The sequence below is a fragment of the Cyanobium sp. ATX 6E8 genome (assembly GCF_024346335.1).
Classification (GTDB): domain Bacteria; phylum Cyanobacteriota; class Cyanobacteriia; order PCC-6307; family Cyanobiaceae; genus Cyanobium_A.
On sequence record NZ_JAGQCT010000004.1, the window covers coordinates 143238 to 155509 of the forward strand.

The 12272-nt window shown below is 67.6% G+C and carries 12 protein-coding genes and 2 tRNA genes; 7 read left to right on the forward strand and 7 right to left on the reverse strand.

Going from position 1 to position 12272, the window contains the following annotated elements; translation table 11 throughout:
• Window positions 1-89 precede the first annotated feature (89 nt).
• On the forward strand, window positions 90-605 hold the full coding sequence (locus KBY70_RS05640; protein WP_094561077.1) for a DUF308 domain-containing protein: 516 nt from the start codon (window positions 90-92) through the stop codon (window positions 603-605).
• Here the strand turns inward: KBY70_RS05640 and ggt are convergent.
• From ggt to KBY70_RS05655, 3 genes are read right to left on the reverse strand one after another with little or no spacing between them, the layout of a single operon-like run.
• Window positions 577-2391, reverse strand: a complete 1815-nt coding sequence (gene ggt, locus KBY70_RS05645; protein ID WP_254987731.1) for a gamma-glutamyltransferase — start codon at window positions 2389-2391, stop codon at window positions 577-579. The genes KBY70_RS05640 and ggt overlap by 29 nt on opposite strands.
• Window positions 2388-6239, reverse strand: a complete 3852-nt coding sequence (locus KBY70_RS05650) for a hydantoinase B/oxoprolinase family protein (RefSeq protein WP_254987732.1) — start codon at window positions 6237-6239, stop codon at window positions 2388-2390. Before KBY70_RS05650 ends, ggt begins: the two co-directional genes overlap by 4 nt.
• On the reverse strand, window positions 6240-6731 hold the full coding sequence (locus KBY70_RS05655; RefSeq protein WP_094560996.1) for a YajQ family cyclic di-GMP-binding protein: 492 nt from the start codon (window positions 6729-6731) through the stop codon (window positions 6240-6242). It lies immediately after the preceding gene.
• Between the two features lie 84 nt (window positions 6732-6815).
• On the opposite strand from KBY70_RS05655, the gene KBY70_RS05660 reads away from it, so the two are divergent.
• Entirely contained in the window at window positions 6816-7235 is a 420-nt protein-coding gene (locus KBY70_RS05660; protein WP_094560994.1) for an MAPEG family protein, read from the forward strand.
• 10 nt (window positions 7236-7245) lie between these two features.
• On the opposite strand, the gene KBY70_RS05665 is transcribed toward KBY70_RS05660, so the two are convergent.
• The 3 genes from KBY70_RS05665 to ebsA are packed head-to-tail and all read right to left on the reverse strand — an operon-like array spanning window position 7246 to window position 9319.
• Entirely contained in the window at window positions 7246-7758 is a 513-nt protein-coding gene (locus KBY70_RS05665) for a DNA recombination-mediator protein A (protein WP_094560992.1), read from the reverse strand.
• Between the two features lie 36 nt (window positions 7759-7794).
• Window positions 7795-8892 (reverse strand): phosphotransacetylase family protein, encoded by a 1098-nt coding sequence (locus KBY70_RS05670; RefSeq protein ID WP_094560990.1) that lies wholly within the window; start codon window positions 8890-8892, stop codon window positions 7795-7797.
• Window positions 8893-8929: 37 nt separating this feature from the next.
• The gene (gene ebsA / locus KBY70_RS05675; RefSeq protein ID WP_254987733.1) at window positions 8930-9319 is read right to left on the reverse strand and encodes a type IV pilus biogenesis protein EbsA; all 390 of its coding nucleotides are present in this window, start codon (window positions 9317-9319) and stop codon (window positions 8930-8932) included.
• Between the two features lie 67 nt (window positions 9320-9386).
• Between ebsA and KBY70_RS05680 the strand changes: the two genes are divergently transcribed.
• On the forward strand, window positions 9387-10118 hold the full coding sequence (locus KBY70_RS05680) for an NAD-dependent epimerase/dehydratase family protein (protein WP_094560988.1): 732 nt from the start codon (window positions 9387-9389) through the stop codon (window positions 10116-10118).
• 8 nt (window positions 10119-10126) lie between these two features.
• Here the strand turns inward: KBY70_RS05680 and map are convergent, their stop codons facing one another.
• On the reverse strand, window positions 10127-10981 hold the full coding sequence (gene map, locus KBY70_RS05685) for a type I methionyl aminopeptidase (protein ID WP_094560986.1): 855 nt from the start codon (window positions 10979-10981) through the stop codon (window positions 10127-10129).
• Between the two features lie 146 nt (window positions 10982-11127).
• Here map and rplS point away from each other — a divergent pair, with 146 nt between their 5' ends.
• The 4 genes from rplS (at window position 11128) to KBY70_RS05705 (ending at window position 12263) form a co-directional block, all read left to right on the forward strand.
• Window positions 11128-11637: a 50S ribosomal protein L19 gene (rplS, locus tag KBY70_RS05690; protein ID WP_254987734.1), complete on the forward strand. Its 510-nt coding sequence runs from the start codon at window positions 11128-11130 to the stop codon at window positions 11635-11637.
• Window positions 11638-11729: 92 nt separating this feature from the next.
• Window positions 11730-11802, forward strand: a tRNA-Trp gene (locus tag KBY70_RS05695).
• Between the two features lie 36 nt (window positions 11803-11838).
• Complete coding sequence (locus KBY70_RS05700) at window positions 11839-12027, forward strand: hyperconserved protein Hcp (RefSeq protein ID WP_006043540.1); 189 nt, start codon at window positions 11839-11841, stop codon at window positions 12025-12027.
• Window positions 12028-12189: 162 nt separating this feature from the next.
• Window positions 12190-12263: transfer RNA gene (locus KBY70_RS05705), tRNA-Asp, on the forward strand.
• The last annotated feature ends 9 nt before the right edge of the window (window positions 12264-12272 follow it).

Consider the following 12272-nt stretch of genomic DNA (forward strand, 5'->3'; position numbering starts at 1 on the left):
TGCGGTTTTGCTGACAGTGATGTCCAAACAGGCCCGCGATTCCTGCCAAGCGGGCGATTTAGGGTGGCTGCTCTTCTGTGTTTTCTCCGGTGACGGTTCCCGCTTCCCCCACCCTGCGCTGGGTGACCGCCGCCCTGCTGTTTGCCGCAGCCGGGCTGTCGATCGTGCTGCCCTTCGTCTCGGCCACCCTGCTCACCATTGCCGTGGGGGGGGTGTCGGTGGTCGCGGGGGTGTCCCAGCTGCTACGCCTCACCGGCGAGGGCGACACCAAGGGCAAAATCTTCCGCCTGCTCTCCGGCCTGCTCTACCTGGGCGGCGGCGTTTGGGTGCTCGCCTTCCCGATCGCCAGTGAAGTGAGCCTCACGTTGTTTGTGGGCTTCCTGCTCGCCTTTGAGGGGGTGATGGAACTGGCCGCCGCGGCCACCGGCCAGGGCCCTGCCCGCGCGCTGGTGCTGCTCGACGGCATCGTCACCGCCGTGCTCGGCGGCATGCTGATCGCCGAGTGGCCCTCCGACAGCATCTGGGCCATCGGCATGTTGTTCGGCATCGGCCTGGGGTTCTCCGCCATCAACCTGATCACGGCTCCAACTCAGCCGGCCAGCTGAGTTGCAGGTCGCCAACGGCCGCCGCATCGAGGCGCCTGGGGTCGGCGACCCCCAGGCTGCCCCCCTCGCGCAGCACCTCAACGCTGTTGGCTGAACCCATCGCCGCCGTGATCACAAGCCGGTGGCCCATCGCCTCCAGCTTGGCGGTGGTGTCGGGGCTGAGGCCCTGTTCCACGCTGATCTGGTCGGGCCAGAGCTGGGAGTGAATGCGGGGGCTGGCCACGGCTGAGGCCAGGTTCAGCCCATGCACCATGCGGTTGAGCAGCACCTGCAACACCGTAGTGATGATGCGGCTGCCTCCAGGACTGCCGGTGGCCAGCCAGGGCCTGCCATCGGCACGAAACACCAGGGTAGGCGTCATCGAGCTGAGCGGCCGCTTGCCCGGGGCAATGGCATTGGCGGCTCCCTGCACCAGGCCATAGGCATTGGCCACACCGGGTTTTGCGGTGAAGTCGTCCATCTCGTTGTTGAGCAGGAAGCCGGCACCAGGAACGCTGATGCCGCTGCCGTAGGCGAAGTTGAGCGTGGTGGTGAGGGCCACCAGGCCCCCCTGGCGATCAGCCACCGACAGATGGGTGGTGTTGGTGCCGCCGGAGCTGGGGCCCTCAGCGGCCAATTCGGCCGCAGGACGGTGGCGATCGCTGCGGATGCGGGCGCGCTGGCTGTTGGCATGGGCCGGGCTGAGCAGGCGCTCCAGGGGCATGGCCACCTGGTCGGGGTCGCCGAGCCAGTGGTTGCGGTCGCGGTAGGCGAGGTTCATCGCCTCGACCATCCGGTGCAGGCTGGCGGCACTGTTTAGGCCCAGCTGAGCCAGGGGCATGGGCTCCAACACCTGGAGCAGCTGCACCAGGGTGACCCCACCACCACTGGGAGGCGGCATGGTGAGCACCGGATGGCCCTGGAACCGCACCTGCAAGGGGCGCACCAGCTGAGCCTGGTAGCCGTCGAGATCTGCATGGCGAATCAGCCCGCCCCGTTGGTGCATCAATGCCACCAGGGCCTCGGCGATGGGGCCCTGGTAGAAGCCGCGCTCACCCTGGGCCGCGAGGCGTTGCAGGCTGGTGGCGAGCAGAGGCTGGCGCCAGCGGTCGCTGGGGCGCAGCGGGCGCGCCAGGAACAGCGCGTTGGAGGTGGGGTCGGCGCGGAGCAACGGCGCAGCCTGCTGCAGGGAATCGGCTAGCTCCTTGCCCACCGGGAAGCCGCGGCTGGCCAGCCGGATGGCCGGCGCCAGCACCGCAGCCCGGGGCAGCCGGCCGTAACAACGGTGCGTCAGCAGCAGCCCGGCGGGGGTTCCCGGCACGGCCACGCTCAAGGGGCTGCGGGTGGCCCGCGCACGGTCCACCTCACCATCGGCGCCGAGAAACATCCCAGCCATGGCGGCCAAAGGGGCGGTTTCGCGGAAGTTCACCGCCACGGCCGTGCCGCGGCCCAGGCGCAGCTCAGGGCTGGCCCCAGCCCGCGCGCCAGGGAGAGCCAGACAACCGCGCGCGGCCGCCGGCGACGGACCCGGCAGCCACAGCACCAGAAAGCCGCCGCCGCCCAGATTGCCGGCCTGGGGCAGGGTGACCGCCAGGGCGAAGGCCGTGGCCACCGCCGCATCCACCGCGTTGCCGCCACGGGCCAGAATTTCAGCCCCGGCCTGGGAGGCCCACTGCTCCTGGCTGGCCACCATGCCGCCCGGTGACCACTGGGGATGGAAGCGCTGGCTGCGCTCCTGCAGGATCTCGGCCTGGGCCGGGGAGGCCAGCACCGCCGTGATCGCCAGCGCCAGTATGCGAACGCTCATGGTTGCTCCGGCGCGCCGTAACCACCACCGCCCGGCGTCTCGATGCGCAAGGCCTCCCCCGGCTGCAGCGTCTGCTCAAAGCAGCCCTCCAGCTCCCGGCTGGAGCCATCGGCCCCGATCCAGCTGTTGCGGCCGCAGGCCCCCGCCGCGCCGCCGGCCAAACCCGCCGGCGGAACGCGGCGCGAGCCGGAAATCATGGAAACGTCCATCGGCGCAAGAAAGCGGAGCTGCCGCACCACCCCATCGCCACCGCAGAACCGGCCAGCCCCGCCGGAGCCGGCGCGGATCGCAAAGCGCTCAACCCGCACCGGAAAGCGACTTTCCAGGATTTCTGGATCGGTGAGCCGGGAATTGGTCATGTGGCTCTGCACGGCTGAAGCACCCGCATAGCCCACGCCTCCTGGATGCCGGCCGGCACCGGTGCCACCGCAGATCGTTTCGTAGTACTGAAGCTGGGCATTGCCGAAGCTCAGATTGTTCATCGTGCCCTGGGCCGCCGCCTGGATGCCCAGGGCGGCAAACAGGGCATTGGTCGCCGCCTGGGAGATCTCCACATTGCCGGCCACCACCGCCGCCGGGGGACGGGGATGCAGCAGGGATCCCTCTGGAACGATCAGCTCGATGGGCGCGAAGCAACCGGCATTGAGCGGGATCGACTCGCCCACCAAACAGCGAAACACGTAGAGCACCACCGCCTTGGTGACAGCCAGGGGGGCATTGAGATTGCCGCTGTGCTGGGGCGAACTGCCGCTGAAGTCGACCCGGGCGCGCCCGGCCTGGGCATCGATGGACACGGCCACCTGGATGTGGGCGCCATGGTCGAGCTCCACCCGGGCCTGGCCGCTGCGGAGCCGCGCCATGGCCTGGCCCACTGCCGCGGCCCCATGGGCCTGCACATGGGCCATATAGGCCTGCACCTCCTGCAGGCCATGGCGATCGATCAGGCGCCCCAGCCCGTCTACCCCCAGGCGATTGGCGGCCACCTGGGCCTGGAGATCGGCGAGCAATTGGTCGTGGTTACGCACCGGATGACAACCGGCAGCGAGCCGTTGCCGCCACAACGACTCATCAAAGCTGCCATGGCTGAAGAACGGCACGTTGTCGAGCAGCAGCCCCTCATCAGCGATCGTGCGGCTGAAGGCGGGCATCGAACCGGGGGTGATGCCTCCGACATCGGCATGGTGGCCCCGCGAGGCCACAAAAAACGCGGGCACCTGGGCCCCAGGTAGCGATCCTGGCGCGAACACGGGTGTGATGGCCGTGATGTCCGGCAGATGGGTGCCGCCGTTGTAGGGGTTGTTGGAGAGCACCACATCCCCAGGCGCCAAGGGAGGGCGATCACCCCGCGCGATCGCTTTGAGCAGGCTGACCACGCTGTCTCCCATGGAGCCCAGATGCACCGGAATATGGGGGGCATTGGCCACCAGCAACCCGGCGGCGTCAAACAGAGCGCAGGAGAAGTCGAGCCGCTCGCGGATGTTCACCGAGCGGGCGCTCTGCTGCAGGCGGCCGCCCATCTGCTCGGCGATGGCCGAAAAGCGGTGGTTGTAGAGCTCCAGAACAGTGGGGTCGGCAGGCGCGGCGGGGCTCGAAACCGGATGTTCAACAGGTTGTGCAACAGAACTCGCAACGGAACCGCCAACAGAACTCTCAGCGGAAACCGGGTGTGCCAGCGACTGCCGCTCCAGCAGCAGCGCCCCGTCGGGCAGCACCAACGCCTGCCAGCCGGGCTCCAGCACGGTGGTGGTGGTTTGATCAACCACCAGGGCCGGGCCCTGGAGATGCATCTGGGGCCGCAAGTGGTCGCGCTGCCAGAGGGGCACCCTCTGCCAGCCGAGCTGCTCACCCAGCCAAAGGCGTGTGCTGGCGGCGGCCGGCGCGCCCTTCCCAGTCGCAGTCCCAGCCCCATCCCCCCCTGCTGCCCAACCGGACTCCGTCCCGTCAGCGGGTAGCTCCTGACCGGGCAGCTCCTGACCGGAGGAGGTGATGTCGACCAGCAACCGCTCCACAATCCAGTCATCGCCAACCGGGAAGTAGCCGTAGCGCTGCTGATGACTCGCGGCAAAGGCCTGCCGCAGCGCAGCCAACACGGCCACATCGGGGACCACATCGGCGGCAGCATCAGGGGCGGAATCCTGGGGCGACCAGGGCACCTCCAACCCCCGCTCACTGCCGGGCGCCCGCAGCTCCAGCCGCACCCGGATCTGAGGGGAGGCGTCACCCAGATCTCCCACCTGCCGCAAGTCCTCCACGCCCCGGCACACCAGGGCTGCGCAGTGCTGGCGCAACACGGGCAACGAGGCAGGCGCCAGCGGCAGCCTTGGCGAGCACTCCAGCAACAGCGACTGCTCGGCCATGCCGAGCCCATAGGCGGACAACACACCCGCCAGGGGATGGAGCAGCACCCGCGATAGGCCCAGCACCTCGGCCAGACGGCAGGCGTGCTGCCCGCCGGCGCCGCCGTAGCTCACCAGCAACGCCTCGCGCAGGTCGTGGCCGCGCTGGATTGAAATGCGGCGCAGGGCCCCGGCCATCGTCTCGATGGCGATCTGCAGCACCCCCTCGGCCACCCGCTCGGGTGTGATGCCTGGCGCCACCGCCGCCATCACGGCCGCCAGCTCGGCAAAGGCCTGCTCCACGGCCTGCCCATCGGCGGTTTGGTCGGCGCTGGGACCGAACAGCGCCGGCAGGGCTGCGATGGGCAGCCGGCCCAGCAGCAGGTTGGCATCGGTGATCGTGGGCGGGCCGCCGCGGCGGTAGGCCGCTGGCCCCGGATCGGCACCAGCCGACTCCGGCCCCACCCGCAGCCGCAGGCCATCGAAACGCAGGATCGAGCCACCACCGGCGGCCACGGTGTGGATGGGCAGCATCGGCGCCTGCAGCTGCAGGCCAACGATCTCGGTGGCGGGGCTGCGCTCCCAGGCGAGATCGCCTCGCCGGTCATCGAAATGGAAGACATCGGTGGAGGTGCCACCCATGTCGAAGCCGACGATCGGCTGGGGCCGCAAGCCGGCAGCCTCCAGGGCCCGACGGCCCACCGCCACGGCCCCCACCATGCCCCCGGCAGGCCCCGAGAGGATCGTGTCCTTGGCGAGCAGCACCTCCGGAGCTGCCAGGGCACCACTGGAGCGCATCACCCGCAGCCGGGTATCCGGCCCGAGGGCCTGCCCCACTTGGCCCAGATAGTGCCGCAGCACCGGTGCCACCGCGGCCTCCACCACGGCGGTCTGGCCGCGGGGCACGAGCCGGGGCTGGCCGCTGAGCTGGTGGGAGAGCACCACGGCCTCAAAGCCCAGGGGCTGCAGCCAGGCACCCAGCTGCAGCTCCTGGCAGGGATTGCGGGTGCTGTGCAGCAGGGCCACGGCGCAGCTGGTGTAGCCGTCGGCCTGGGCGGCCCGCAACTGCTGGCGCAACCCCTCGGGCAGCGATAGGGGCTCGAGCTCTGCACCATCGGCCGCCAGCCGCCCATCCACCTCCAGCACCCGCAGGCGCAAAGGCTGGGGCCGCTCGATCGCCAGGGCAAAGATGTCCGGGCGGTGCTGGTCGCCAATGGTGAGCAGATCGGCAAAGCCCCGGTTGATCAGCAGCACCACCCCGGCCCCGCGCCGCTCCAGCAAGGCATTGGTGGCCACGGTGGTGCCGAGCCGCACCTCCTGCACCAACCCCGCTGGCAGCGCGCCGCCGGAGGGCAGGCCCAGCACCGCCCCGATGGCACGCACGGCCGGATCGCCCGGGCAATCAGGCTGCACCGACAGCACCTTGCGCACCACCAGCTCACCGGCAGGACTCCGCCCCACCACATCGGTGAAGGTGCCGCCGCGATCAATCCAGAACCGCCAGCCCGCCACTCAGCGGTAGTTCTCGAACTGCAGCGGCACCTCCACGTCCTGGGCCTTGAGCAGGCTGATGGCCTGTTGCAGGTCGTCCTTGTTCTTGCCGGTGATCCGCAGGCTGTCGCCCTGGATCGAGACGGTCACCTTCTTGAGCTCATCACGGACGGTTTTGCTCAGGCTCTTGGCCAGCTCCTGGCTGAGGCCCTTACGCAGCTTCACCACCTGCTTCACCCGGTTGCCGCCGACGGGCTCGGGGGTCTGGAAGTCAAAGATCTTCAGTGAGAGATTGCGCTTGGTGGCCTTCTGGCGCAGCACATCCTCCACGGCCTGGAGGGTCATGTCACTGGCGGTGGTGATGGTGAGGCTGGTCTCCTCCACCTCGATCTCGGTGTTGGAGTCCTTGAGGTCGTAGCGGGTGCCCACGTCGCGGCGCACCTGGTCGATCGTGTTGACGAGCTCCTGGCGATCGAAATCGCTCACCACATCAAAGGAATAGGTGTCGGCCATGGGGCTGGTCGGTCGGGCGGAAACGTGCGCGAATCGTAGGTGCGGCCTGCCAACCTGGATCCATCGTCCACGCTGCCTGCCGCCATGAGTGCCTCCCTCGCCCCCTTTGCCTGGTCGCTGCTGCTGGCCGCCGGTGTGGTGGTGTTCAGCACCGTGCCCCTCGGGGCCGCCCGCTCCCAGGCGAATTTCCAGATGGCCGACCTGGCCGCCCCGAGGGCGATGTTTGAGCGGCTGCCGGCCTGGGGGAAGCGCGCCGCCTGGGCGCACCAAAACTGCTTTGAGGCCTTCACCCTGCATGCTCCAGCAGCCCTGCTGTGCTTGCTGGCCGGCGTCAGCAGCCCGGTGGCCCTGATCGCCGCCTGGCTGCACCCCGCCCTGCGCCTGGCCTACATCGGCGTCTACGTGGGCAACGTGCCTGCGGTGCGCGGCCTGTGCTGGGCTGGCGGTCTGGTGTGCTCCGGGGTGCTCTACGTGGAAGGGCTGAGGGCAGTGCTGGGCGCCTAGCAACCAGGCCTCAGTCGAAGAACATCACGCTGACCACCTTGCCCATGTCCTCGGCCACGCGGCAGCTGGCCAGCAGGGTTTCGCTGTCGTGGAAGGCGTAGCAGATCAACTGGTCGCAGCGGCTGATGATGTCCTGGTTGCAGAGGCTGCTGGCCATTGGCAGGGGCAGATCGTCGTGCTCGGGCTTCTCCACCAGATGCAGCACCCGCTCGAGCTGGTCGCGCGATTCACCCGGCTGACGATCGAGGCTCTGGGGCAGCAACACGGTGAGCCGGGCCGGATCGATCTCCAGCACGCTGCGGATCACGGCCGCATTGACCCCCTGGGCGCCGGAGGTGATCAGATTGTGGCCTTCCTGGGCCAAGGAGCGGGCCACCAGTTCCACCAGGTGGATGGACACGACTGGAACGTGGCGACTGCCCAAAATGGCAATGCGCCGTTTGCTCCTGTCCTGGAGCATCGCCAGTTCCTGGGCAAGGGTGTCGATCCGATCGAGCGACGGAAGATCAAGGGACCGGGTCACCAGTAGCCCGCAGCCTGCGCTTTGAAACTAGCAGCGTTATTTCGCCATCGCGGGCAACTGCAATCGCCTGAACAGCGGTTCGAAATTGCAATGCTCCTCCACCAGCCGGAAGGCGAAGCTGGCCTTGACCGCTTCATGCAGGCGCACGTGACCAAAGGCCTGCTCAATCACCTCAACGGTGGTGAGGGTGTCGTGCTCGACCTTGAGCAGGGGCACGTCCAGTTCCTCGGCCCGGTTGAGCAGCTGGGGCAGGGGTTCACCGGCCCCGGTAAGGATCAGGCACTGGGTGGAGGCCTCCAGAGCCGCCAGCTGGATGTCAGTGCGATCAGCCCCGGTCACCACGGCCATGTTGCGGCGACGGCGGAAAAACTCCATCGCCGAGTTCACGTTCATGGCACCGATCGACAGGGTTTCCACCAACAGATCGAGCCGTTCCGGACAACAGAGCACCTGGGCCCCGAGCCGCAGGGCCAGCTCCTCCACCGTGACGCTGCGCAGCAGTGGGCTCTGGGGCATCACCCCCAGCACGGGCAAGCCGAGCTGGGCAAGGGCCGGTATCAGCTCGGTCCGCAGCTGGGGCACCAGCTCCGGTTTGACGGCGTTAAGCACCACCCCCGCCAGGCGCTCACCGAGCTGGGCCTGGGCGGCCAGCAGCGGATCGATGCTGCGGCTGTCCAACCATGGATGCACCAACACCACCGTGGCCTCGAGGCCCTCGGCCAGCTGGGGCAAGCTGAGGCCATAGAGCAGGCCCTCATGGAGGCTGCCGGCAGCTTCCAGCAGGGTCAAACCATCGGGGGTCTCGGCCAGCTGCTGGCGCAAGAGGGCGAAGCCTGGGCCGGGCTCCAGATCGCCCTGCACCAAGCGCTGCTGGGCCGTCGCCCCATCCAGCACATGCAAGGAGGGGATCAGATGGGCTTCCGGTAGCCCCAGGGTGGCGCCGATGAAGCGCACATCCGCATCCAACAGGGGCGACTGGCCCGATTCGGTGGACGCCTCATCAAGACTGGTGGCGAGGGGTTTGCCAAACCGCACAGGAATGCCCTGACGGCTGAGTTGGCGAGCCAGGCCCAACACCACGGCGGATTTGCCGCTGAAGGCTTCGCAGGACCCGATCAGCAAGGTGGGGGCCATCGGTCAACCTCGCTGGGGCATGTCTTGACCGTGAAATTTAGGCGGCGCTGCCCACCGGTTCGGTGGCGATGGGAGGCTGCCCCAGCAGCAACCAATGCCAGAAGCTCGGCGGCAGCTCATCCCCTTGCCGCTCCATCAACCACTGCACCAGCTGGTGGCAGGGCAGATCAAAGGCGTAGGCCACCTGCGGCAGGGCAGGGAAGGTGAGGTCGCAGTGGAGCACTTCAAGGGGCGCCGTTTCGCCACTCCAACGCAGCTGCAGGGCGTGGCTGCGGCCGCCCTGCAGCAACCGCCGGCCGGCCCACTCGCCCACCAGCAGGCTGGCCAGCGCCTCCTCCAACAACGCCTGATGCACCAAGCCCCCGCAGTAGGGAGCAAACAGAGGCACCAGGGGCGCAACGGCTTCAGGGGGAGTGCCAGGAGCCATCCAGGCGGCCAGTCTGTCGGCGGAATTCCACCATGGTGATACCTCAGCCGCCGTTTGCACCAGGCCCATGTCCAGTTCTTATGCGTGCACCGTGGCCGTGACCGGCGCCAGCGGCAGCCTCGGACAGGCGTTGCTGCGCCGGTGGTCGCGCCAGGGCGCGCAGCTGGTGGCCCTCACCAGCAGCACCCGGCCCCTCGACCTGCGCGATGACGCCGGCGAAACCATCGCGCTCGAGCAGGTGTCATGGCAGATCGGCGAAGAGCAGGCCCTGCGACCGCTGCTGGAGCGGGTCGATGTGCTGGTGCTCAACCACGGTGTCAACCAGCAACAGGCCCGCAGCCGCGAAACCACAGAGCTGGCCCTGGAGGTCAACGCCCTCAGCAGCTGGCGGCTGCTGGAGCTGTTTGCCGAGGTGGTGCAGCAGCGGCCCAGCAACGGCCGCCCCCGGGCGGAGGTGTGGATCAACACCTCCGAAGCGGAGATCCAACCAGCCTTCAGCCCGCTCTACGAGCTGAGCAAACGGCTGCTGGGCACACTTGTGAGCCTGCGGGCCCTGGATCTGGCCGGAGCCGAAGGGCCCCTGCGGATCCGCCGGCTGGTGCTGGGACCATTCCGCTCCGCCCTCAACCCGATCGGGGTGATGGGGGCTGATTTCGTGGCCTCCCAGGTGCTGGCCCAGGCCCGCCTGGGCTTCAACCTGATCATCGTCACCCCCAACCCCCTCACCTACGTGCTGATGCCGCTCACCAGCCTGGGCCGCTGGGCCTACTTCAAGGCATTAACGCGCCCCAGCCGCTGAGCTGGAGCTTAGAACTCGCGGTCGGTGAGGATTTCGCAGCCATCACTGGTGACAGCGATGGTGTGTTCCCACTGGGCCGACCAGCTGCCATCCACGGTCACCACGGTCCAGCGGTCCTTGAGGGTGCGGCAGGCCTTGCTGCCGGCATTGAGGATCGGCTCCACCGCCAGAGTCATGCCCGGGCGCAGCTTCATGTTGGGCATGTCCCGGGTGCGGAAGTTGAACACCGAGGGCTCCTCGTGCAGGTTGCGGCCGACGCCGTGGCCGGTGTAGTCCTCGACCACCGCGAAGCCATGGGCTTCCACGTGGTCTTGCACGGCACCAGCGATGTCCAGCAGGGTGTTGCCGGCCTTGATCTGGGCCAGTCCCTTCATCAACGATTCCTGGGCCACCCGGCAGAGGGTCTGGGCCTCCTCGGTGGCGCCCTCCCCCACGCAGAGGCTGACGCAGCTGTCGCCGTGGTAGCCGTCGAAGTAGGCGCCGGTGTCGATCTTGACCAGATCGCCGGCCTGGATCACGCGCTTGCTGTTGGGGATGCCATGCACCACCTCGTTGTTGATCGAGGCGCAGATGCTGGCGGGGAAACCGTGATACCCCTTGAAGCTAGGGGTGGCACCCATCTCGCGGATGCGCTTCTCGGCGTGGCGGTCGAGGTCGCCGGTGGTCATGCCGGGGGCCGCCATCTCCAGGATTTCGCGCAGCACCGTGGCCACGATGCGGCTGGCCTGGCGCATCGTGTCGATTTCGCGGGCCGATTTGATCTCAACCCCGCGGCGACCTTTCTGAATGCGGGGGCCGGTCTCAACCACTGCGCTGCCGGCAGACCCCTTGGTGCTGGCCAGCAGATCGGCAAACAGATTCATGCTGGGAGACGCCGGCAGCGATGGAAAAGGCTCGCCTTCAAGCTACCAATGGGACCGGATCGTTGCGGGCTCAGGCATGGCGTTTGAGGGAAGAGCGACACCTCAGCCGGTACACTGTCGGTTTGGCAAGGCGTCGCGGAGCTGAGATGGCAACGGAGTCGACAGACAATCAAGCCGTAAACCCGGCAGAGCAGGGTTCTGAGGAGGCCAGCGCCACCGAGACCAAGACGGCAGAAGCGAGCACGGCCACCGCTGTGCAGGCCAAGCCCGCCACGTCCGTGAAGGCCACCACCGGCAAGCTCAGCGCCCAGGACCTGATCCGCGCCTTTGAGGCCGAACAGCTCAAGGACGAACTCCCCGAGATCTACGTCGGTGACACCGTCAAGGTGGGTGTGCGAATTCGCGAGGGCAACAAGGAGCGCGTGCAGCCCTACGAAGGGGTGGTGATCGCCAAGCGCCACGGCGGTCTCAATGAGACCATCACCGTGCGCCGCATCTTCCAGGGCATCGGTGTGGAGCGGGTCTTCATGCTGCACAGCCCCCAGGTTGCTTCCGTGAAAGTGGAGCGCCGAGGTAAGGTGCGTCGGGCGAAGCTCTTCTATCTGCGCGATCGGGTGGGTAAAGCCACACGGGTCAAGCAACGCTTCGACCGCTGAGGTTGCCAACATGTTTCCTCACTGTCTGACGAGCATTCTTCAGACAGGGTGGTTTAACAAAAGCGGCCTCATGTTTACGGGGCATCGGCCTTGCGCCGTTAGTTCAGTTGGTAGAACGCAGGTCTCCAAAACCTGATGTCGGGGGTTCAAGTCCTCCACGGCGCGTTCGATGTCCCATTTTGCAGTTTCCAGGTTTCGAGCATGGAGTTGGATCTACAACCCGGAGATGTGGTCAAGGTGCTCGAATCAGCCGCTCTGGGGTGGGTTCGGGCGCGGGTGATCCGGGTGAAATCCGGTGGCCGTGTGGTCGTTCAGAGCGATCAAGGTCGTGAATTCACGGCACGGGGAAATCAGGTGCGCCTGATTGAGCCTGCGGGCTTTCGCCCCTGATCAGCCCTAAGGCTGCGCAATGCCCATTCGGGATGCCGGTCTGATTTGCATTCGCTGGTCTTTTGCCCAGTTGGTTGACGATCGGACCGGCGATCACGGATACTTTTCAAGTCGCTCAAGGGTCAAACCCCGAGCACGACACAGAACGCCGAAAGGCTGACTGGGACTGTAGTTCAACCGGTTAGAGCACCGCCCTGTCACGGCGGAAGTTGCGGGTTCGAATCCCGTCAGTCCCGTTTCCCCTG

What these genes read in the sequence shown, in the direction of transcription:
- KBY70_RS05655 (WP_094560996.1), bottom strand. Translation starts at nt 6,731, where the DNA reads ATGGCCGACACCTATTCCTTTGATGTGGTGAGCGATTTCGATCGCCAG.
- KBY70_RS05680 (WP_094560988.1), top strand. Translation starts at nt 9,387, where the DNA reads ATGTCCAGTTCTTATGCGTGCACCGTGGCCGTGACCGGCGCCAGCGGC.
- rplS (WP_254987734.1), top strand. Translation starts at nt 11,128, where the DNA reads ATGGCAACGGAGTCGACAGACAATCAAGCCGTAAACCCGGCAGAGCAG.
- ebsA (WP_254987733.1), bottom strand. Translation starts at nt 9,319, where the DNA reads ATGGCTCCTGGCACTCCCCCTGAAGCCGTTGCGCCCCTGGTGCCTCTG.
- KBY70_RS05700 (WP_006043540.1), top strand. Translation starts at nt 11,839, where the DNA reads ATGGAGTTGGATCTACAACCCGGAGATGTGGTCAAGGTGCTCGAATCA.
- KBY70_RS05660 (WP_094560994.1), top strand. Translation starts at nt 6,816, where the DNA reads ATGAGTGCCTCCCTCGCCCCCTTTGCCTGGTCGCTGCTGCTGGCCGCC.
- map (WP_094560986.1), bottom strand. Translation starts at nt 10,981, where the DNA reads ATGAATCTGTTTGCCGATCTGCTGGCCAGCACCAAGGGGTCTGCCGGC.
- KBY70_RS05670 (WP_094560990.1), bottom strand. Translation starts at nt 8,892, where the DNA reads ATGGCCCCCACCTTGCTGATCGGGTCCTGCGAAGCCTTCAGCGGCAAA.
- ggt (WP_254987731.1), bottom strand. Translation starts at nt 2,391, where the DNA reads ATGAGCGTTCGCATACTGGCGCTGGCGATCACGGCGGTGCTGGCCTCC.